Annotated in this window: 18 protein-coding genes and 2 tRNA genes; 19 read left to right on the top strand and 1 reads right to left on the bottom strand. The window is 34.9% G+C overall.

Annotated elements, in window-relative coordinates; all coding sequences use genetic code 11:
• Positions 1–35: 35 nt before the first annotated feature.
• From msrA to K1X44_05475, 14 genes are all read left to right on the top strand, one after another.
• Positions 36–551: a peptide-methionine (S)-S-oxide reductase MsrA gene (gene msrA / locus K1X44_05540; GenBank protein MBX7146753.1), complete on the top strand. Its 516-nt coding sequence runs from the start codon at positions 36–38 to the stop codon at positions 549–551.
• A 184-nt stretch (positions 552–735) separates the two neighbouring features.
• Positions 736–1,011 (top strand): hypothetical protein, encoded by a 276-nt coding sequence (locus K1X44_05535; protein ID MBX7146752.1) that lies wholly within the window; start codon positions 736–738, stop codon positions 1,009–1,011.
• A gap of 163 nt (positions 1,012–1,174) precedes the next feature.
• A tRNA-Gly gene (locus tag K1X44_05530) sits at positions 1,175–1,248 on the top strand.
• A gap of 432 nt (positions 1,249–1,680) precedes the next feature.
• A complete protein-coding gene (locus tag K1X44_05525; GenBank protein MBX7146751.1) occupies positions 1,681–2,550 on the top strand; it encodes a DMT family transporter in 870 nt (289 codons plus the stop codon).
• Positions 2,551–2,685: 135 nt separating this feature from the next.
• Positions 2,686–2,762: transfer RNA gene (locus tag K1X44_05520), tRNA-Trp, on the top strand.
• A 203-nt stretch (positions 2,763–2,965) separates the two neighbouring features.
• Positions 2,966–3,154 carry a preprotein translocase subunit SecE gene (gene secE, locus K1X44_05515; GenBank protein ID MBX7146750.1) on the top strand — a complete coding sequence of 63 codons (189 nt, stop codon included), beginning with the start codon at positions 2,966–2,968 and terminating at the stop codon, positions 3,152–3,154.
• A 2-nt stretch (positions 3,155–3,156) separates the two neighbouring features.
• The gene (gene nusG, locus K1X44_05510; GenBank protein ID MBX7146749.1) at positions 3,157–3,687 is read left to right on the top strand and encodes a transcription termination/antitermination protein NusG; all 531 of its coding nucleotides are present in this window, start codon (positions 3,157–3,159) and stop codon (positions 3,685–3,687) included.
• A gap of 185 nt (positions 3,688–3,872) precedes the next feature.
• Complete coding sequence (gene rplK / locus K1X44_05505; protein ID MBX7146748.1) at positions 3,873–4,301, top strand: 50S ribosomal protein L11; 429 nt, start codon at positions 3,873–3,875, stop codon at positions 4,299–4,301.
• Between the two features lies 1 nt (position 4,302).
• The gene (rplA, locus tag K1X44_05500) at positions 4,303–4,998 is read left to right on the top strand and encodes a 50S ribosomal protein L1 (GenBank protein ID MBX7146747.1); all 696 of its coding nucleotides are present in this window, start codon (positions 4,303–4,305) and stop codon (positions 4,996–4,998) included.
• A 266-nt stretch (positions 4,999–5,264) separates the two neighbouring features.
• Complete coding sequence (rplJ, locus tag K1X44_05495) at positions 5,265–5,771, top strand: 50S ribosomal protein L10 (protein MBX7146746.1); 507 nt, start codon at positions 5,265–5,267, stop codon at positions 5,769–5,771.
• Between the two features lie 50 nt (positions 5,772–5,821).
• Positions 5,822–6,190 (top strand): 50S ribosomal protein L7/L12, encoded by a 369-nt coding sequence (gene rplL, locus K1X44_05490; protein MBX7146745.1) that lies wholly within the window; start codon positions 5,822–5,824, stop codon positions 6,188–6,190.
• A gap of 216 nt (positions 6,191–6,406) precedes the next feature.
• Entirely contained in the window at positions 6,407–10,588 is a 4,182-nt protein-coding gene (rpoB, locus tag K1X44_05485) for a DNA-directed RNA polymerase subunit beta (GenBank protein ID MBX7146744.1), read from the top strand.
• A gap of 18 nt (positions 10,589–10,606) precedes the next feature.
• Positions 10,607–14,749, top strand: coding sequence for a DNA-directed RNA polymerase subunit beta' (gene rpoC, locus K1X44_05480; protein MBX7146743.1), 4,143 nt, complete (start codon positions 10,607–10,609; stop codon positions 14,747–14,749).
• A 56-nt stretch (positions 14,750–14,805) separates the two neighbouring features.
• Positions 14,806–16,887, top strand: a complete 2,082-nt coding sequence (locus K1X44_05475) for a sodium-translocating pyrophosphatase (GenBank protein ID MBX7146742.1) — start codon at positions 14,806–14,808, stop codon at positions 16,885–16,887.
• A gap of 41 nt (positions 16,888–16,928) precedes the next feature.
• Here the strand turns inward: K1X44_05475 and bamE are convergent, their stop codons facing one another.
• On the bottom strand, positions 16,929–17,390 hold the full coding sequence (gene bamE / locus K1X44_05470; GenBank protein ID MBX7146741.1) for an outer membrane protein assembly factor BamE: 462 nt from the start codon (positions 17,388–17,390) through the stop codon (positions 16,929–16,931).
• A 65-nt stretch (positions 17,391–17,455) separates the two neighbouring features.
• Here bamE and K1X44_05465 point away from each other — a divergent pair, with 65 nt between their 5' ends.
• From K1X44_05465 to K1X44_05445, 5 genes are all read left to right on the top strand, one after another.
• Positions 17,456–18,019 carry a hypothetical protein gene (locus K1X44_05465; protein MBX7146740.1) on the top strand — a complete coding sequence of 188 codons (564 nt, stop codon included), beginning with the start codon at positions 17,456–17,458 and terminating at the stop codon, positions 18,017–18,019.
• A 141-nt stretch (positions 18,020–18,160) separates the two neighbouring features.
• Entirely contained in the window at positions 18,161–18,346 is a 186-nt protein-coding gene (gene rpmF / locus K1X44_05460; protein ID MBX7146739.1) for a 50S ribosomal protein L32, read from the top strand.
• 33 nt (positions 18,347–18,379) lie between these two features.
• Positions 18,380–19,417, top strand: coding sequence for a phosphate acyltransferase PlsX (gene plsX, locus K1X44_05455; protein MBX7146738.1), 1,038 nt, complete (start codon positions 18,380–18,382; stop codon positions 19,415–19,417).
• Positions 19,418–19,431: 14 nt separating this feature from the next.
• Positions 19,432–20,421, top strand: coding sequence for a ketoacyl-ACP synthase III (locus tag K1X44_05450; protein ID MBX7146737.1), 990 nt, complete (start codon positions 19,432–19,434; stop codon positions 20,419–20,421).
• A 103-nt stretch (positions 20,422–20,524) separates the two neighbouring features.
• Complete coding sequence (locus tag K1X44_05445) at positions 20,525–20,854, top strand: integration host factor subunit alpha (protein MBX7146736.1); 330 nt, start codon at positions 20,525–20,527, stop codon at positions 20,852–20,854.
• Positions 20,855–20,955 lie beyond the last annotated feature (101 nt).

The raw sequence follows: 20,955 nt of genomic DNA, 5'->3' as shown, positions 1-20,955 counted from the left end.
TTTAATTTTCTATTAATTTGAAAGGATAAATATTTATGTCTTTTGCAACTTTTGCTGGCGGATGTTTTTGGTGTATGGAACCAGAATTTTATTCTGTGCCTGGTGTGACTAAAGTCATTTGTGGATATATAGGTGGCCATGTTGTAAATCCAACTTATGAACAGGTTTGCCAGGGTACAACCGGTCATGTTGAAGCTATTCAAATTACTTATGACAAAGATAAAATTACTTATGAAAAATTGCTCGATATTTTTTGGAAAAATATTGATCCATTTGATGGATATGGCCAATTCGTAGATAAAGGCACACAATATCAAGCCGGAATATTTTTTCATGATAATAATCAAAAAGTTTTAGCAGAATTATCAAGAGAAAAAATTCAAAAAATATTTACCCAACCTGTTGCTAGCTTTATTAAACCAGCTACGGCTTTTTATCCCGCAGAAGACTATCATCAGGAGTTTTTTATAAAAAGTAGGGAGCGTTATAAACAATATAGTACAAATAATGGAAGAAAAATGCGTCTTCAAGAAATATGGAAGGAGAAATAGTTTTGCCTTAAGTAAATTAATCAATATCTATCAAAATTTGTCTTCAAAATACTGTTAATACGAGGGATATGTAAAATATTTATTTAATATATTAAAAATTTTAATAATAAATTAATAATTTATATATATAAGTTATATCATGTAAAAATAAAATTAAATATGAATGGATATAATGGAGACAATCATGAGAACAAGATTAATTATTTCTTTAATTAGTTTATTAGCGTTGTTAAATTTAACAGCCTGTGAAACAAAGGCCGAAAGACAAGCACGTTTGAATGCATCTGGCACAGAACAAGGAACAAGTGCAGAAAGCCAAGCGCCAATAGAAGCTCCACAAGTTTCAAAAAGATCGAACAAAGAACAGGGTGTAGGTGGTTCAGCTAAGCAAGCAGAGACTCAAGCACCAAAAGAAGCTCCACAAAAAGCGGAAGGGTCTTCTGATTCAGATACGCCATAAAATTTTTAATAGTTAGAAAATAGTTAACATTAAAACCCTTTATAAATTCATAAAGGGTTTTAATGTTTGAAACAAAGTTGTTATTTTTAAATAAAGTACATTTTAAAGATTTTCTGGTTGAATAGAAATATAATCCATAGTAACACATATTATTCGAGACCCAGCGGGCGTAGCTCAATGGTAGAGCTCCAGCCTTCCAAGCTGGCTATGCGGGTTCGATTCCCGTCGCCCGCTCCAACATATAATCTATTTATTTTTTTACTTTTCTTAAATTTATCAATAGCTAAATTTATAGGTTTATTAAAATAAAAACCTACCCATATATTTTAATATTGGATAGGTTTTTAGATACCGGAAATAATTATTTTAGCAATCTTCTGCTATAATTGGTCCCTCAACAATTGTACATTGTGGTTCGCCAGGATAGGGATTATCCCCATCATCTGGGTTCCATGCAGCAAAAGAACTAGTGCCTATAATGCTTACAATTAATAATGTAATATAATAATGTAATAAAAAACGAAATTTTTAAATAAGATGTTTCAAATTTTTACTCCTTTATAAATTTAAATATTAAAATTATTTTATCTTATTTAGTTCAAGTCTTGATTGTTAATTATTGGGAATAAACTAATATAATTTTTAGTTTTTTGATAATGAAATGCATTTATGATCATTTATACTGATTTTGCTATAATATTAGCTCTGTTTTCTGCCATATTTCATGCTATTAATAATGCATTATTAAAAAGTAATTCAGAACGGCTTTATCTTAGAGTTTGGATAGGGTTGGGTTCTGCCTTTATCGTTCTGCCTTTTATTTTTTTTGTGCCTTTCCCTTCTTTACAAATGTGGATTTGTTTAGGGGCATCAGGTCTTATACATTTTATTTATCAAATACTTTTAATTAATTCCTATAGGTTGGCAGATTTATCCCTTGTATATCCGGTTGCAAGAGGTGTTTCCCCCTTATTTATTACTTTAGGTGCATTTTTATTTTTTGGAGATAAAATTACTTTAGGAATAGCGTTAGGAATTTTTTTCATTACCAGTGGTATTATGATGCTTGCATTTGAAAATATATCAAAATTTTCAAAAAACCCTAATTTATATAAAGGTATTATTTTAGCTTTATTGACTGGGGTTTGTATAACTTTTTATACATTAATAGATGCTTATGGAATTAGGCTTAGTCAAAATGCCTGGAGCTATATAGTTTGGTATTTTTTAATCAGCGAAAATGCTCTAATGATTATATATCTTTTAAAATATCATCGTTATAATTTAAAACAAAAATTAAAATCTTGTTGGCAACAAGGATTTATCGCGGCTGTTTTATCACTTTTAAGCTATGGTCTTGCTATGCTTGCTTTTCGTTATGGTCATGCAGCGCAAGTTGCCGCGATGCGGGAAACAAGTATTATTTTTGGCAGTTTGTTGGGTTTATTTATTTTAAAAGAGCGATTTACAGTGTTTCGTCTTTTGGCAGCATGTTTAGTGGTTGTGGGATGTATAATGACGCGTTTATTGATTATTTGATATAATTATTAAAATTAATTTTTGACTTATTATGTAACAAATAATCAATTAAAAATAGTTTTCAATATTTTTAATCTTGCTTTATTTTGTAATTTCCATAATGGATAATGAAACGTATTTAAAGTTTGACTTTAAAGGAGTGTAGCTCAATTGGCTAGAGCACCGGTCTCCAAAACCGGGGGTTGGGGGTTCGAGTCCCTCCACTCCTGCCAATAATAATTTTATGAAACAGGTTTATAAAATTATTTTCATAGAAAATGAAAGAAAAATTTTTGAATACTTGTCAAATAATATTTTTACAGGTAAGTTGGCTATTAATCCCAAAATTTTTAATAGATTAATTAAACTGACAATTTAATTTTGTCATGCTTCGTAAAAGCTATAAAATTGAAACTAGATTTATAAGGTAATATTAATGAAACCGAACCTCTTTTTTAAACAGGTTGTTCAAGAAGTAAAAAAAGTTACTTGGCCTACCCGTAAAGAAACATTATTGACGTCAATGATGGTGTTTATTATGGCAGCTTCTGCTGCAATTTTCTTTCTCATGATTGATCAAGTATTTGCGTTTGCTGCAAAACAACTTCTTGGATTAGGAGGATAATCATGAGCCATCGTTGGTATGTCATTCATGTATATTCTGGATTTGAGCGTAAAGTTGTTGAATCAATAAAAGAACAAGCACAAAAAAAGGGAATTGATGATAAAATCACAGAACTTTTGGTTCCTATGGAAGAAATTGTTGAAGTGCGTCGTGGAACAAAGGTAAATACAGAAAGGAAGTTTTTTCCAGGTTATGTCTTGGTTAAAATGGAAATGGATGATCAGACATGGCATTTAGTCAAAAATACACCTAAAGTAACGGGTTTTTTGGGTAATAAAGGAAAACCAATGCCAATTTCTGAAGCAGAAGCAGATCGTATTATCCATCAAGTTCAAGAAGGTATCGAGAGACCAAAATCTTTAATTATTTTTGAAGTGGGGGAACAAGTTAGAGTATGTGATGGACCTTTTGCCTCGTTTAATGGAATGGTGGAAGAGGTAGATGAAGAAAAAGGCCGAATTAAAGTAGCCGTTTCAATTTTTGGTCGGGCAACACCAGTGGAGCTTGAATATACACAAGTTGAGAAAATTTAACATTTAGCTATAAAATTAATAAAAATAGTTTTTTTTTAATAAAGTTCTTGTCTTTCATGAATATTCTTGTTAGAAAAGGCAACTTGTTAAACAAGTTTTGTTTCTCTATTAAAATTTAGAATCTATCTTAATAATCAGATTATACTGATTTATTAAGTTTGGGTTATTATTAAGGTTTTTCAGTAATGGCAAAGCAAATAGTAGGTTATATTAAATTACAAGTTCCAGCAGGTAAAGCTAATCCATCCCCACCTATTGGTCCAGCTTTAGGACAAAGAGGTTTAAATATTATGGAATTCTGTAAGCAATTTAATGCTGCAACCCAAGGTATGGAACAAGGTATGCCTATTCCCGTTGTTATTACCTGTTTTTCAGATAAATCTTTTACATTTGTAACCAAAACCCCACCAGTTAGCTATTTTCTTTTGAAAGCAGCAAAATTAGAAAAGGGCTCTCAAACACCTAGTAAATCTGTTGCGGGCCGGGTTACTGTTGATCAATTACGTCAAATTGCCCAACAAAAAATGACAGATCTTAACGCAAATAATTTAGATGCAGCAGTACAAATGATTCGCGGGTCTGCTCGTTCAATGGGCTTGGAGGTTGTTGAATAAAATGGCAAAATTAAGTAAACGTTTTAAAAAAATATCTGAAGGTTTAAATCCTGATAAAACCTATGGCTTAGATGAAGCTGTTAAGCTTGTTAAAGAAAAAGCTAATGCTAAATTTGATGAAACTATTGAACTCGCAATGAATTTAGGCATTGATACACGTCATTCAGACCAAAACGTTCGTGGGATTATACAATTACCTAATGGAACAGGCAAAACATTTAGGGTGGCTGTATTTGCAAAAGGCGACAAAGCTAAAGCTGCAAAAGATGCTGGTGCCGATATTGTAGGTGCTGAAGATCTTGCGGATAAAATTCAAGCAGGAGAGATTAATTTTGACCGTTGTATTGCAAGCCCTGATATGATGGGTTTAGTAGGTAAGGTTGGTAAAATATTAGGTCCTCGGGGATTAATGCCTAACCCTAAATTAGGTACAGTTACAAATGATGTAGCTGAGGCAGTTAAGGCTGTAAAATCAGGCCAGCTTGAATTTAGAGCTGAAAAAGCAGGGATTGTTCATGCAGGTATTGGTAAGGCTAGTTTTAAAGAAGCCGCTTTGGTAGAAAATATTAAAGCTTTTACCCAAGCAATTACAAAAGCAAAACCTTCTGGTGCTAAAGGTAGTTATATTAAAAAAGTTACGTTAAGCTCAACAATGGGGCCAGCTATTAAATTAGATTTAGCAAAATTGTTTAATTAATTTTTTGTTTTTTTATAAAAGTGCTTGCTTTTTTGTTTTTTTTGTATAAAAACAATATGTTCTTATCTGAGACTGTGGGTGCTTTCTGGGTTAGAAAGCTTAATTTTCCTACATAGATGGTGAAAGTTGCATTCTATATTAATTATTTTTAATTAATTTGGTCCTCCTTGTTTTGGATAAGAGATTGATTTTTGTTGAAATAATATCAATTGAATCTAGTGGATATTGACTAGATTATCATAGATACAGGAAATGGAGTTTTAAGGGTGGATCGTTCTGGAAAACAAGCTGTTATCGAATCGTTACAACAGACTTTATCTTCGTCAGATATTATTTTAATTACACATAATTTGGGTTTGACAGTATCTCAGGTAACAGATTTACGACGTAAAATGTTAGCAGTGGGTGCTGGTTATAAAGTTACAAAAAATACATTAGCAACACTTGCTTTTAAAGGTACAAGGTTTGAGGTTGGTTCCTCTTTATTAACTGGTCCAACAGGCATTGCTTATGCAAAAGATCCAGTATCTATTGCAAAAATAGTGGTTAATTTTGCTAATGCTAATGAAAAATTAGCAGTTGTAGGCGGTGTAATGGATGGCCAACTCTTGAATAAAGATAGTATTAAAACTTTGGCAAGTCTTCCATCGCTTAATGAATTGCGTGGTAAAATTGCGGCATTACTTAATACACCTGCAACACGTATTGCGACAATTTTACAAGCCCCTGCTTCTCAATTAGCTAGGGTTGTTCAAGCGTATGCTAATAAATAATTCATGATTTGAATTTATAATTAATTTGATAACAATAAAGGAGCAAAAAAATGGCTGATTTACAGCATCTTGTTGATGAACTTTCAAAACTTACTGTTTTACAAGCGGCAGAATTAAGTAAAAAACTTGAAGAAACTTGGGGTGTTTCTGCAGCAGCCCCTGTAGCCGTAGCTGCTGCCGCACCTGGTGGTGCAGCTGCCGCTGAAAAAGACGAATTTACGGTTGTTTTAGCAGATGCCGGTGCTAATAAAATTAACGTAATTAAAGAAATCAGAACCATCACAGGTCTTGGTTTAAAAGAAGCCAAAGATTTAGTTGAAGGTGCACCAAAAACGGTTAAAGAAGGTGTTGCCAAAGCTGAGGCTAATGAGTTGAAAAAGAAACTTGAAGAAGCAGGTGCAAAAGTCGAATTAAAGTAATATAACTTAATTACTTTATTACTATGTTATGTCATAGATTTTCGAAGGTATGATGCATCAATTTGTCGGTTTTATTGTCAAGTACGTTAATATTAAAAATAATTAGTGATAACTTTGTTAGTTTGCAAAAATTAACAAAGTTTGCTTGTTGTTCTTAAATAAAGATCTTTAATAAAGATTTATATTTAAGAACTTAAGCTTTTTGTGAGGTTGTAAATGATAAATACGATTATTGGAACAAATTCCTTTACTGGCCGTAAAAAAATTCGCAAAAGATTTGGAAAAATTGCAGAAATTATCCAAATGCCAAATTTGATTGAAGTGCAGAAAAGTTCTTATGAACAATTTTTGCAAATGACAGTAAATCACCAAGATCGTCAACCTTATGGTTTAGAAGAAGTGTTTAAATCTTTATTTCCAGTTAAAGATTTTTCTAATCGCGCGGAATTACAATTTGTTAAATATGAATTTGAAGAACCAAAGTATGATGTCGAAGAATGTCAACAACGTGGCATGACTTTTGCCGCTCCTCTTAAACTAACTTTACGTTTGGTTGTTTGGGATATTGATGAGGATACAGGGTCAAGATCGGTACGTGATATAAAAGAACAAGATGTTTATATGGGTGATATGCCTCTTATGACCCAAAATGGTACATTTATTATTAATGGTACGGAACGTGTTATTGTAAGCCAAATGCATCGTTCACCTGGAGTCTTTTTTGATCATGATAAAGGAAAGACACATTCGTCGGGTAAATATCTTTTTGCTGCAAGAATTATACCTTATCGTGGATCATGGTTGGATTTTGAATTTGATGCAAAAGATTTAATTTATATAAGAATTGATCGCCGCCGTAAATTACCTGCAACTGTTATTTTACATGCTTTATGGTCTGATAAAGTTAATAAAAAAATTATGAATGGTGAAAAACCCAGCGAAGAAGATAGACGCTTTGGGGGAATGTCTAATGAAGAAATTTTAAATTATTTTTACCAAACAGTTACATATAATTATACAGGTAAGGGGTGGCAAACAGATTTTGATCCACAACGACTTAAAGGTGTTAAATTAGTTAATGATTTAATTGATGCACAAACTGGTAAAGTTGTCGTTGAAGCTGGCACAAGAATTAACGCTAAAATACTTAAAAAATTACAAAGTAGTAATTTAAAAGAACAAAAAGTTAGTCGAGAAGAAATTATAGGCCGGTATGTTGCTGTTGATCTTATTAATGAAAAGACTGGCGAGATATATGTAGAAGCAGGCGATGAAATAACCGAAACCGTTTTAACAAATTTAGAACAAACAGGTTTAACTAAACTACCAACTTTATTTATTGATCATATGAATGTTGGCCCATACGTAAGAAACACACTTGTCGCAGACAAAAATGTGACACGTGAAGAAGCATTGATTGATATATACAAAGTTATGAGACCAGGAGAACCTCCAAATATCGATACAGCTGAAAATCTTTTTCATGGATTGTTTTTTGATCTAGAAAAATATGATTTATCTGCTGTTGGTCGTGTTAAAATGAATTCAAGATTGGGATTCAAAACTGACGATAGTATTAGAATTTTAAGAAAAGAAGATATTCTTGCCATTTTGAAAATTATGGTTGAATTAAAAGATGGACGTGGTGAAATTGATGATATTGATCATCTTGGAAATCGCCGTATTCGTTCGGTTGGAGAGCTTTTGGAAAACCAATATCGTTTAGGTTTATTGCGGATGGAACGTGCGATCAAAGAACGTATGGCCTCTGTTGAAATTGATACTGTGATGCCTCAAGATTTGGTTAATGCAAAGCCTGCTGTGGCAGCTGTCAGAGAATTTTTTGGATCATCCCAACTTTCCCAATTTATGGATCAAACAAATCCATTATCTGAAATTACACATAAACGCCGTTTATCAGCCTTAGGACCAGGTGGATTAACAAGAGAGCGGGCTGGGTTTGAAGTACGTGACGTTCATCCAACACATTATGGCCGTATTTGTCCAATTGAAACGCCAGAAGGCCCAAATATTGGGTTAATTAACAGTTTGGCTACCTTTGCTAGAATTAATCAATATGGTTTTATTGAAAGTCCTTATTGTAAAGTGATTAAAGGGCAAGTAACAGATGAAGTTATTTATCTTTCTGCTATGGAAGAAAGTAAATTGGTCATTGCCCAGGCAAATGCCAATCTTGATAACAAAGGTCGGTTTACCGATGATTTAGTAAGTTGTCGGTGTGCGGGTGATTTCGTTTTAAAAAGACCTGAAGATATTGAGCTTATTGACGTATCACCAAAACAATTAGTATCGGTTGCAGCTGCACTTATTCCTTTTTTGGAAAATGATGATGCTAACCGTGCCCTTATGGGATCCAACATGCAAAGACAGGCTGTTCCGCTTTTACGTGTGGAAGCACCTTTGGTAGGTACAGGAATGGAAGCCGCCGTTGCCCGTGATTCTGGGGTTACAATTGTTGCTAAGAGAGCAGGTATAGTTGATCAAGTTGATGCAACAAGAATTGTTATACGTGTTACAGAAAAGACTAGTACAGCGACATCTGGTGTTGATATTTATAATCTTTTGAAATTCCAGCGTTCTAACCAAAATACATGCATTAACCAAAAACCTTTGGTTAAAGTTGGTGATATAATTAATGCGGGTGATATTATTGCTGATGGCCCGTCAACCCAGCTTGGTGAACTTGCACTTGGTCGGAATGTTTTATGTGCCTTTATGCCGTGGAATGGGTACAATTTTGAAGATTCTATTCTAATTTCAGAACGTATTGTAAGTGATGATGTTTTTACATCAATTCATATCGAAGAGTTTGAAGTAATGGCGCGCGATACAAAGCTTGGCCAAGAAGAAATCACACGAGATATACCCAATGTTGGTGAAGAAGCACTTAAGAACTTAGATGAAGCAGGTATTGTTTATATTGGTGCAGAAGTAAAACCTGGGGATATTTTAGTTGGTAAGGTTACCCCTAAGGGTGAATCTCCTATGACACCTGAAGAAAAATTACTACGTGCCATTTTTGGTGAAAAAGCTTCAGATGTTAGAGATACTTCTTTAAGATTACCGCCTGGTGTTTCTGGTACGGTGGTTGAGGTACGTGTTTTCTCGAGACGTGGTGTTGAAAAAGATCAGCGATCACTTGCAATAGAGCGTGCAGAAATCGAACGTTTGGCAAAAGACCGGGATGACGAAAAAAGTATTTTGGAACGCAGTTTTTATAGTCGTTTAAAAGAATTGCTTGTTAACCAAACAGCAGTAACTGGACCACGTGGCTTTAAAGGTGAAGCAAAAATTACAGATGCGTTACTAGATCAATATACCCAGGGTCAATGGCGTAGCTTTACTGTTAAAAATGATAAAAGAATGGCAGATATAGAAGCATTAAGACGCCAATTTGAAGATAGCGTGGATGCTCTTGAAGCTAGATTTAATAATAAAGTTGATAAATTACAACGGGGTGACGAATTACCACCGGGTGTCATGAAAATGGCTAAACTTTTCATTGCGGTAAAACGCAAATTGCAACCTGGGGATAAAATGGCAGGCCGTCATGGAAATAAAGGCGTTGTTTCGCGTATTGTACCGGCTGAAGATATGCCTTATTTAGAAGATGGGACGCCAGTTGATATAGTTCTTAATCCTTTGGGTGTTCCAAGTCGAATGAATGTTGGACAAATTCTTGAAACACATTTGGGTTGGGCTTGTTCAAATTTAGGAAAACAAGTGGCTGCTGTGCTCAATAATTTAGAGAATGATACAAAAGTAACAGATCTCCAAAAGAAACTTAAGGAAATTTATGGACCAACAATTTATAAAACGGATATAGAAACTTTGGAAAAAGAGCAGTTAATTGAACTTGCTCATAATTTGTCGCATGGTATCCCAGTAGCATCACCTGTTTTTGATGGTGCCCATGAAGGGGATATTGTGACTTTACTTGAACAAGCTCAATTAAATTCGTCGGGGCAAGTTACATTAATTGATGGTCGTACAGGAGAACCTTTTGATCGTAAAGTGACAGTGGGTTATATCTATATGCTTAAACTGCATCATCTCGTAGATGATAAAATACATGCACGTTCCATTGGACCTTATAGTTTGGTTACCCAACAACCTTTAGGTGGTAAAGCGCAATTTGGTGGACAGCGTTTTGGTGAAATGGAAGTGTGGGCATTGGAAGCTTATGGTGCTGCTTATACTTTACAAGAAATGTTGACTGTAAAATCAGATGATGTTTCTGGTCGTACTAAGGCCTATGAAGCAATTGTCAGGGGGGATGTCAATTTTGAAGCAGGGATACCTGAATCGTTTAATGTTTTAATCAAAGAATTGCGTTCTTTGGGTTTAAATGTCGAACTTAATCGTGATAATTATTAATACGAGTGGAATGAAAAAATGAATCAACTTATCAGCATTCTTAATCAAAATAATAGTCCACAAAGTTTTGATCAAATACGTATTTCAATTGCAAGTCCGGAACGTATTCGTTCCTGGTCTTATGGTGAAATTAAAAAACCAGAAACGATTAATTACCGTACCTTTAAACCAGAGCGTGATGGTCTTTTTTGTGCGCGTATTTTTGGACCTATTAAAGATTATGAATGTCTTTGTGGGAAATATAAGCGGACAAAATATCGTGGAATTATTTGTGAAAAATGTGGTGTTGAGGTTACTCTTTCGAAAGTAAGACGTGACCGGATGGGACATATTGAACTTGCATCTCCTGTTGCACATATTTGGATGTTAAAATCATTGCCAAGTCGTATGGGATTGCTTTTAGATATAACATTACGCGATTTAGAAAAGGTTCTTTATTTTGAAAGTTATATGGTTGTTGAACCTGGCTTAACACCTTTAAAACAAAATCAACTTTTGTCTGAAGAACAATATTTACAAGCGCAAGATGAATATGGTGCAGATTCTTTCCAAGCTGGTATTGGGGCCGAAGCTTTGAAAATTATGCTGAGCCAAATTGACCTTGAAGTAGAACGTGATAATTTACGAACTGAATTGCGTGAAACAACTTCAGAAATTAAACGAAAAAAAGCAGTTAAAAGATTAAAACTTGTTGATGCTTTAATTGAATCAAATAGCCGTCCAGAATGGATGATCTTAGATGCAGTGCCTGTTATACCACCTGAATTGCGTCCACTGGTACCTTTGGATGGTGGACGTTTTGCAACCTCTGATTTAAATGATTTGTATCGTCGTGTTATTAACCGTAATAATCGTCTAAAACGTCTCTTAGAATTAAGAGCGCCGGATATTATTGTGCGTAATGAAAAACGTATGCTTCAAGAATCTGTGGATGCTTTATTTGATAATGGTAGACGTGGTCGTGTAATTACAGGGAGTAATAAACGCCCTCTTAAATCTTTAGCTGATATGTTAAAGGGTAAACAAGGTCGTTTCCGTCAAAACCTTTTAGGAAAACGGGTCGATTATTCAGGGCGCTCTGTCATTGTTGTAGGACCTGAATTAAAGCTTCATCAATGTGGATTGCCAAAAAAAATGGCTTTGGAATTATTTAAACCTTTCATTTATTCCAAATTAGAACTTTATGGTCTTGCCACAACTATTAAAGCTGCAAAACGAATGGTTGAAAAAGAACGACCAGAAGTTTGGGATATTTTAGAAGAAGTTATTCGTGAACATCCGGTACTTCTTAACCGTGCACCTACATTGCACCGTTTGGGTATTCAGGCTTTTGAACCTGTACTTATTGAAGGTAAGGCTATTCAACTTCATCCGTTAGTATGTACAGCTTTTAATGCAGATTTTGATGGTGATCAAATGGCAGTTCATGTGCCTTTATCACTTGAATCACAATTGGAAGCGCGTGTTCTTATGATGTCGACAAATAATATTTTGTCACCAGCAAATGGTAAACCTATTATTGTTCCAAGTCAGGATATAGTTTTGGGTGTTTATTATTTGACCATGGATGGTGTCAAAGACGAAAAAGGGACCGGCATGTATTTTACGTCGCTTGCTGAAATTATGCATGCATTAGATGCAAAAGTTGTAAGCCTTCATGCTTTAGTTAAAGCTCGTTATAAAACAGTTGATCAAGATAATCAGCCAATTGTTAAAACTATTGAAACAACACCTGGTCGTATGTTATTAGCCGATCTTTTACCAAAACATGCGATGTTACCAGTTGAATTGGTCAATAGACTTTTAACTAAAAAAGAAATAACAAATGTAATCGAATCTGTTTATCGCCATTGTGGTCAAAAAGAAGCTGTTATTTTTGCTGATAGACTTATGGGATTAGGGTTTAGTTATGCATGTAAAGCAGGTATATCATTTGGAAAAGATGATTTAATCATTCCAACATCAAAAGAAAAACTTATTTTAGAAACTCAAACAAAAGTCAAAGAATACGAACAGCAATACCAAGATGGTCTTATCACCCAAGGTGAGAAATATAATAAAGTTGTTGATATTTGGTCCCATTGTACAGAGCGTGTTGCAGATGAAATGATGAAGGTTATGTCACAAAATGCACGTGGAGCGAAAATTAATGCCGTATATATGATGGCGCATTCTGGGGCACGTGGTTCTGCTGCACAAATTAAACAATTGGCAGGTATGCGTGGATTAATGGCGAAACCTTCTGGTGAAATTATTGAAACACCAATTATTTCTAATTTTAAAGAAGGATTATCAGTTCTTGAATATTTTAATTCAACCCATGGTGCACGTAAAGGATTGGCAGATACAGCATTAAAAACAGCAAATTCTGGGTATTTGACAAGACGTCTAGTTGATGTTGCACAAGATGCAATTGTTATTGAACAAGATTGTGGGACAAAAGACGGACTTGATATTAAAGCTATTATTGAAGGTGGTGAAATTGTTGCATCTCTGGCTGAAAGAATTTTAGGACGGAATGTTGCGGTTGATGTCATGGTTCCTGGAACTAAAAAAATATTATTAAAGGCAGGGACATTAATTGATGAAGAAACAGTTGATATACTTGAACAAGCAGGTGTAGATACTGTTAAGGTTCGTTCTGTTTTAACATGCCAATCAAAAGTTGGCCTTTGTGCAACGTGCTATGGGCGTGATTTGGCACGCGGCACACCAGTAAATGTGGGTGAAGCTGTTGGTGTTATTGCAGCGCAATCAATTGGGGAACCTGGGACACAATTAACAATGCGTACATTCCATATTGGTGGTGCTGTGCAGCGTGGTGCAGAACAATCAAGCATCGAAGCATCTTTTGATGGAACTGTGCAAATTCGTAATAAAAATATTGTTACGAATAGTGAAGGTGTTGATATTGTTATGGCTAGAAATTGTGAACTGGCTCTGTTTGATGAATCAAAACGTGAAAAAGCACGCCATCGTGTTCCTTATGGTACTAAATTATTAGTAAAAGAAGGAAGCACAGTTAAAAAAGGTCAAAAATTAGCAGAATGGGACCCATACACATTACCAATTATTACTGAACGCGATGGAATTATTAATTATGTTGATTTGGTTGATGGTGTGTCGATCCGTGAAGTGATGGATGAAATTACGGGTATTTCTAGTCGTGTCGTTATTGATTGGAAACAACAACCAAGGGGTAATGATTTAAAACCTCGTCTTGTTCTGGTTAATAAAAAAGGTCAAATTTTAACTTTATCTAAAGGTATCGAAGCTAGATACTTTATGTCTGTCGATGCAATCTTATCTGTTGAAAATGGGGCAGAAGTTAAAGCTGGAGATATTTTGGCACGTATTCCAAGGGAAAGTTCAAAAACCAGGGATATTACAGGTGGTCTGCCACGAGTTGCAGAGCTATTTGAAGCACGTAAACCAAAAGATCATGCTATTATCAGTGAAATTGATGGCCGCGTTGAATTTGGTAAGGATTATAAAACTAAAAGGCGTATTGTTGTTATTCCAGAACGTGGAAAAGCAGAACCTGTTGAATATTTAATTCCTAAAGGAAAACATATTAGTGTTCAAGAAGGTGATTATGTCCAAAAAGGTGATTTGCTTATGGATGGTAACCCTGTACCTCATGATATTTTGCAAGTACTAGGTGTAGCCGAATTAGCTAATTATCTTATTAATGAAATTCAAGAAGTTTATCGTCTTCAAGGGGTGAAGATTAATGATAAACATATTGAAGTTATAGTTCGTCAAATGTTACAAAAAGTCGAAATTACCGATGCAGGAGAAACAACATTTTTGATGGGTGAATTAGTTGACCGCAATGAATTTGATGAGGTTAACGAAAAAACTATGCATCAAGGTGGAAGACCAGCAACAGCTAAAGCTGTCTTGCAAGGTATAACAAAGGCAAGCTTGCAAACACGCTCATTTATTTCGGCAGCATCGTTCCAAGAAACAACTCGGGTATTAACTGAAGCTGCGGTTTCAGGTCGTGTTGATTCGTTAATGGGGCTGAAAGAAAATGTTATTGTTGGGCGTTTAGTACCAGCTGGTACGGGTAGTGTTATGAATAGGTTCCGCACTTTAGCTGCTGAAAAAGATAAAATCATTATTGCAAATAATGAAGCTAAAAAACTGGCTGGATAATTTATGTTATAAAGCTATATTTTAATTGAAGACATACCAAAAAGAGGGGGAGTTTCATGTCGTATAGTATGTGGTTAATTTTTGCTTGTGGATTATTGGCATTACTTTATGGGGCATATGCAAGTCGTCTTGTTATGTCCAGCCCAGCAGGTAATGAGCGTATGAAAGAAATAGCTCTTGCCATCCAAGAAGGAGCAAGAGCTTATCTTAATCGACAATATATAACAATTGCTTTTGTGGGTATTATTGTTGGGGTTATTCTTGGTGTCTTTTTAGGAAAATATGTTGCGATTGGTTTTGCAATTGGCGCTATTTTGTCGGGGATTGCTGGTTATATTGGTATGAATATTTCTGTGCGAGCCAATGTTCGGACAGCGGAATCAGCCAAGCAGGGTTTGAAACCAGCCTTGGATCTTGCTTTTAAATCAGGGGCCATTACAGGCATGTTGGTTGTTGGTTTAGGTTTGTTGGGGGTTGCTGGTTATTATCAATTTTTGAAAATGTCAGCTTTAGAAACCAGACCTTTATTAGAAGCCTTGGTTGCTTTAAGTTTTGGCGCCTCGCTTATTTCAATTTTTGCTCGTTTAGGTGGTGGTATTTTTACCAAAGGTGCTGATGTTGGTGCGGATCTTGTAGGTAAAATTGAAGCGGGTATTCCAGAAGATGATCCAAGAAACCCAGCAGTTATCGCTGATAATGTTGGTGATAATGTGGGTGATTGTGCAGGTATGGCCGCAGATCTTTTTGAAACTTATGCGGTGACAGTTGTTGCCACAATGCTCTTGGCTGCAATTTTCTTTGTTGATCCAGCTCAACAAGAAAAAATGATGCTTTTACCTTTACTTATAGGTGGTGTTTGTATTGTGGGTTCTGTTGTTGGTACCTTTTTTGTTAAATTAGGGTCCAGTCAAAATATTATGGGTGCTTTATATAAGGGTTTGATTGCAAGTGCTATTTTATCAGCAGGATTTATTTTACTTGTTGTTTGGTGGGTTGTTGGTCTTGATCAAACCTATCAACTTAGCAACCAAATATTGACAGGAATGGATATTTATTTCTGTGCCTTAATAGGTCTTGCAGTTACAGGTCTTTTAGTGTGGATTACAGAATATTATACATCAACTCATTATCGTCCTGTTAAAAGCATTGCTAAAGCATCAGTAACAGGTCATGCAACAAATATTATCCAAGGTCTTGCTGTTTCTATGGAAGCTTGCGCATTACCTGTGATTGTGATTTGTGCAGGAATTATTACTTCTTATATGCTTTCAGGTTTATTTGGTATTGCAATTGCAGCTACCACTATGCTTGCTTTAGCTGGTATGATTATAGCACTTGATGCCTATGGACCGGTAACAGATAATGCAGGTGGTATTGCTGAGATGTCTGATTTACCAAAAGAGGTTCGTAAAACAACAGATGCACTTGATGCTGTAGGGAATACAACGAAAGCTGTAACAAAAGGTTATGCTATTGGTTCAGCAGGACTTGCCGCCTTGGTTCTATTTACGGCTTATACTAAGGATCTCAATCATTATTTTCCTAATTTATCTATAAGTTTTCTTTTAGAAAATCCTTATGTTGTGGTTGGTTTATTTATTGGGGGTGCACTACCATATCTCTTTGGTTCTTTAGGCATGATGGCAGTTGGTCGTGCAGCTGGTTCAGTTGTAATTGAAGTACGTCGCCAGTTTAAAGAAATAACAGGTATTATGGAAGGCAAGGCAAAACCAGAATATAGCCGTGCTGTTGACATGTTAACCAAGGCTGCAATTAAAGAAATGATTGTACCTTCTTTATTACCCGTTTTAGCTCCTATAGTTTTATATTTCGTTATTGAATTTGTAGCAGGTCAAGCTCAGGCATTTACAGCTTTGGGTGCTATGTTACTTGGTACAATTGTAACAGGATTATTTGTTGCTATTCAAATGACATCAGGTGGTGGCGCATGGGATAATGCAAAAAAATATATCGAAGATGGTCATCATGATGGGAAGGGTTCGGATGCTCATAAAGCGGCCGTAACTGGTGATACAGTTGGTGATCCATATAAAGATACAGCTGGTCCCGCAATCAACCCAATGATTAAGATTACTAATATTGTGGCCTTATTACTTTTAGCAATGTTGGCTCATTAAATTTATCGATAAAAGCTAGATGTTTTAAACACATCTAGCTTTTATTTTGCTTCTTTATTGAAACGTCCTATATTACCAAAGAATTGTTGTAATACTGTAAGTTCTTGACCAGATGTTGGTGTTTCTTTGGTAATTGGATTAATAATCCGACCATCTTCATATCCGTAAAGTTGAATATCATCAACAACCCCACTAGGGTCAAATTTTACAACCAGCACTTGCTGATCAATTATTTTTGGTTCAAGAAAAGCAAAGGTTTCGCTTTTACGGCTAACATAATACCAAGTTTGATCATTGAAAGTACCAATTGTTGATGGTGTACCTAAAAGTTGTGCAACTTGAAGTTTAGTATGAATTTTAGGTTGGACAGATAAAACTTTTTCTGGATCAGGTAAATTTCCATGCACCTCAAGACGCGGGTCACATCCGCTTAGTAACAAAACTGCACCTAAAACCAAAAGATAAGAAGTTTTATTGTTAAAATGAAAATATCTGTTTTTCATCTGCGTTATCAAATTCATTTTTTATACAGTAGCATAATTTGATCATTTGTTATAATACAATATTTATGAAAATATTATCTCGTATCTTTAAAAAATCATCATCAAAAAACATTGCTTGGGATCTTTATACTAAAGTGGTCGAGCAAGCAAGACATCCTGTTTTTTATAATAAGTTTTTTGTACCTGATACCTTAGATGGCCGTTTTGAGCTTATTATACTTCATATATATACCCTTATGCATCAATTTAAAAGCCGCCAAAATACAAAAATTTTAAATCAAGAATTATTTGATGTCTTGTTCCAAGATATGGATTACAATTTGCGAGAAATGGGGGCTGGTGATTTAGGTGTGGGAAGGCGAATCAAAATTATGATTCAGGCTTTTTATGGGAGAATCAAAGCATATGATCAAGCTTTTTCTGATTCTGACCCTTTTCATGCGTTACGATTAGCTTTTACGCGTAACGTTTATGGGACAATGGATTCCATAGATCAAGAAATTGTGGATAAAATGGTTCTTTATATTAAAGAAATGAAAGAATTTTTTTCAACTATCCCTACAGAAGATTTTTTAAAAGGGAATTTTGCTTTTCCAAATCCTGAAAAGCACTTTCCAATTATTAAATAATTTGGCTAGTAAATTAGCATTTTTTTTATTAGATTAATTATTTATGATATTGATTTTATATGTCGTTTTCTTGCTCTTAGAATTATTTTTATGTAGAAGAGTAGGTTGTTTAATAATTATTGCGTATGGAAAGAAATTAATATGGCAGTACCAAAGAAAAAAACGAGCAAATCAAGACGTAATATGCGTCGTGCTCATCATGCATTATCACCCATTCAAAGTAAAGAATGTCCTCAATGTGGTGAATTAAGATTACCCCATCATGTTTGTAAATCTTGTGGGCATTATGCTGGTCGGGAAGTAATCCAGACAACAGGAAAAGAATAAATCGTTATAAATATATTTTTTTAGAGTTGAATTTTGACTAATCAACTTACAGTTGCTTTGGATGCTATGGGTGGGGATCATGCTCCTTATATGGTTATTAAGGGAGCAAGTATTGCACAAAAACGTTTTCCTAAGATCCATTATATTATTGTTGGTGATCAACACCAAATTGAACCTTTGATTGATGCGCTGCCAGAATTAAAAGCTGCTTCAACTCTTATTCATTCGGATCAACAAGTGAAAGCTGATGATAAACCGGCTGTCGCTTTAAGATCCGGGCGTCAATCAAGCATGCGTTTAGCATTAGATACTGTTCATGAAGGACGTGCCCAAGGTGCCGTCTCAGCTGGTAATACAGGTGCATTAATGGCTATTGCCAAATTTGTTCTAAAAACATTACCAGGAATTGATCGTCCTGCCATTGCATCATTTTTTCCGACTATGCGAGGTGAAACAGTTATGTTGGATCTCGGGGCTAATATCCAATGTGATAGCGATAATTTGGTCCAATTTGCAATCATGGGTAATGTTTTTGCTAAAACAGTTTTAGGTGTTTTAAAACCTTCTATTGGTCTCCTTAATGTTGGGTCAGAAGATATGAAGGGTAATGAAATTATTAGACAAGCCCATAATATATTAAAAGAGATTAATATACCTGGTCGTTATCATGGCTTTATTGAAGGAGATGACATTACCAAGGGTACTGTGAATGTTGTAGTGACAGATGGGTTTTCGGGGAATATAGCTTTAAAAACAATTGAAGGCACAGCAAAACTTTATACAGAATTTTTAAGAAATACATTTAAAAGTTCTTTTTTGGCACAATTAGGTTATCTTTTATCAAGACCTGCTTTAAATAGTTTGAAAATTAGATTGGATCCACGTCGCTACAATGGGGCAATTTTTTTGGGTTTGAAAGGTGTAGTGATTAAAAGCCATGGTGGGACTGATGCGTTGGGATTTGCTAATGCAATTGGTGTTGCTGTTGATATGATTACACAAAAATCGATTGAAAAAATTCAAGATAATTTTTCAACAATATCTTCTACACTTTTAAACCAAAGTTCATAAAGTATTTATTGAAAATGTTAAAACGTTCGATAGTCATGGGTTGTGGTAGTTTTTTACCTGATAAACTGGTGTCTAATAAAGATCTTGAAAAAGATCTTGATACTTCAGATAGTTGGATCCAACAAAGAACCGGTATTCGACAAAGATTTATTGCATCAGATAATCAACTTACATCACATTTAGCAATAGAAGCAGCAAGAAAAGCTCTTTTTAATGCTTCAATTGATGCATCAGAAATTGATTTAATTGTTTTAGCAACAGCAACTCCAGATCGTACGTTTCCAGCAACAGCTGTCCGTGTTCAATCTGCCTTAGGTATTCAAAAAGGGGCGGCTTTTGATGTTCAAGCGGTATGTTCTGGATTTATTTATGCTTTAGCTGTTGCAGATAATTTTTTAAAGCTTGGGCAAGCGAAAACAGCTCTGGTTATTGGAGCAGAAGTTTTTTCAAGAATTTTAGATTGGCAAGATCGTCGCACATGCGTCCTTTTTGGGGATGGTGCTGGAGCGCTTATTTTACAAGCAAAAGATATAACAACAGATAAAAATAATTTATCTAAAGATGATCGCGGTGTTTTATCAACGCATCTTTATTCTGATGGTCGTTATGAAGATTTACTTTATGTTGATGGGGGGCCGGCTTCAACAAATACAGTTGGGAAGTTACGCATGGCTGGAAAAGAAGTTTTTAAACATGCGGTACAAAAAATGGGTCAAGCTGTAGAGACAGCTTTACTTCACAATAATCTTTCCGTATCAGATATTGATTGGTGGGTACCTCATCAAGCTAATAAACGAATTATTGATAGTATAATTGAGCGTATGCATATATCACCTGAAAAAATGATTATAACAGTTGATCAACATGCGAATACATCAGCGGCATCAATACCTTTGGCGTTAACCCAAGCAGTTGAAGATGGCAGAATTAAACCAGGTCATCTTGTTTTATTAGAAGCTATGGGTGGCGGATTTACATGGGGTTCTGCTTTACTACGTTGGTAAAATAATTTTATTTTTTAAATATTTTTGCTTATATTTTTTGTTTGGGTTGACGATATAAATTCTTCCGATTATCGTTGAATATGAAAATGATGAGGGAGAAAAAATGCACGATAAAGCCTTGACTAGAGCTCATTTAAGTGAAGCAGTTTACCAGCAAATTGGCCTATCTTTACAAGAATCAGCACATATTGTAGATAAAGTTTTTGATGAGATTGCAGAAGCCTTAATCAAAGGTGATTCTGTAACTTTATCAACTTTTGGCAGTTTTAATATTAGGCAAAAAAAACAACGTATGGGGCGTAATCCTAAGACAGGAGAGCTGATTCCTATTACAGCTCGGTCTGTATTAACTTTTAAAGTATCATCTATGCTAAAAGAAAAAGTTAATAAAAATTTATCTGCCATAAAAAATATCAATACGCTAGAGAAGTAATAATGAAAACACCGGTTATTACAAAAATTCTGGATAATATTAAAGAAGGTTTGGCTGATACACCTTTGATTAAATCAAAGCAACGCAAATTGCTTGTTAAA

This window comes from Alphaproteobacteria bacterium (assembly GCA_019695395.1).
Classification (GTDB): Bacteria; Pseudomonadota; Alphaproteobacteria; order JAEUKQ01; family JAIBAD01; genus JAIBAD01.
Note: the sequence above shows the minus strand (reverse complement) of the source record. Positions and strands in the feature narration are given on the sequence as shown.

Excerpts from the sequence above, each read along its gene's own strand:
- rpoC (MBX7146743.1), top strand. The coding sequence starts at position 10,607 with ATGAATCAACTTATCAGCATTCTTAATCAAAATAATAGTCCACAAAGT.
- K1X44_05465 (MBX7146740.1), top strand. The coding sequence starts at position 17,456 with ATGAAAATATTATCTCGTATCTTTAAAAAATCATCATCAAAAAACATT.
- K1X44_05475 (MBX7146742.1), top strand. The coding sequence starts at position 14,806 with ATGTCGTATAGTATGTGGTTAATTTTTGCTTGTGGATTATTGGCATTA.
- rpoB (MBX7146744.1), top strand. The coding sequence starts at position 6,407 with ATGATAAATACGATTATTGGAACAAATTCCTTTACTGGCCGTAAAAAA.
- secE (MBX7146750.1), top strand. The coding sequence starts at position 2,966 with ATGAAACCGAACCTCTTTTTTAAACAGGTTGTTCAAGAAGTAAAAAAA.
- K1X44_05445 (MBX7146736.1), top strand. The coding sequence starts at position 20,525 with ATGCACGATAAAGCCTTGACTAGAGCTCATTTAAGTGAAGCAGTTTAC.
- K1X44_05450 (MBX7146737.1), top strand. The coding sequence starts at position 19,432 with ATGTTAAAACGTTCGATAGTCATGGGTTGTGGTAGTTTTTTACCTGAT.
- K1X44_05525 (MBX7146751.1), top strand. The coding sequence starts at position 1,681 with ATGATCATTTATACTGATTTTGCTATAATATTAGCTCTGTTTTCTGCC.
- K1X44_05535 (MBX7146752.1), top strand. The coding sequence starts at position 736 with ATGAGAACAAGATTAATTATTTCTTTAATTAGTTTATTAGCGTTGTTA.
- bamE (MBX7146741.1), bottom strand. The coding sequence starts at position 17,390 with ATGAAAAACAGATATTTTCATTTTAACAATAAAACTTCTTATCTTTTG.
- nusG (MBX7146749.1), top strand. The coding sequence starts at position 3,157 with ATGAGCCATCGTTGGTATGTCATTCATGTATATTCTGGATTTGAGCGT.
- msrA (MBX7146753.1), top strand. The coding sequence starts at position 36 with ATGTCTTTTGCAACTTTTGCTGGCGGATGTTTTTGGTGTATGGAACCA.
- rplL (MBX7146745.1), top strand. The coding sequence starts at position 5,822 with ATGGCTGATTTACAGCATCTTGTTGATGAACTTTCAAAACTTACTGTT.
- rplA (MBX7146747.1), top strand. The coding sequence starts at position 4,303 with ATGGCAAAATTAAGTAAACGTTTTAAAAAAATATCTGAAGGTTTAAAT.
- rplK (MBX7146748.1), top strand. The coding sequence starts at position 3,873 with ATGGCAAAGCAAATAGTAGGTTATATTAAATTACAAGTTCCAGCAGGT.
- rpmF (MBX7146739.1), top strand. The coding sequence starts at position 18,161 with ATGGCAGTACCAAAGAAAAAAACGAGCAAATCAAGACGTAATATGCGT.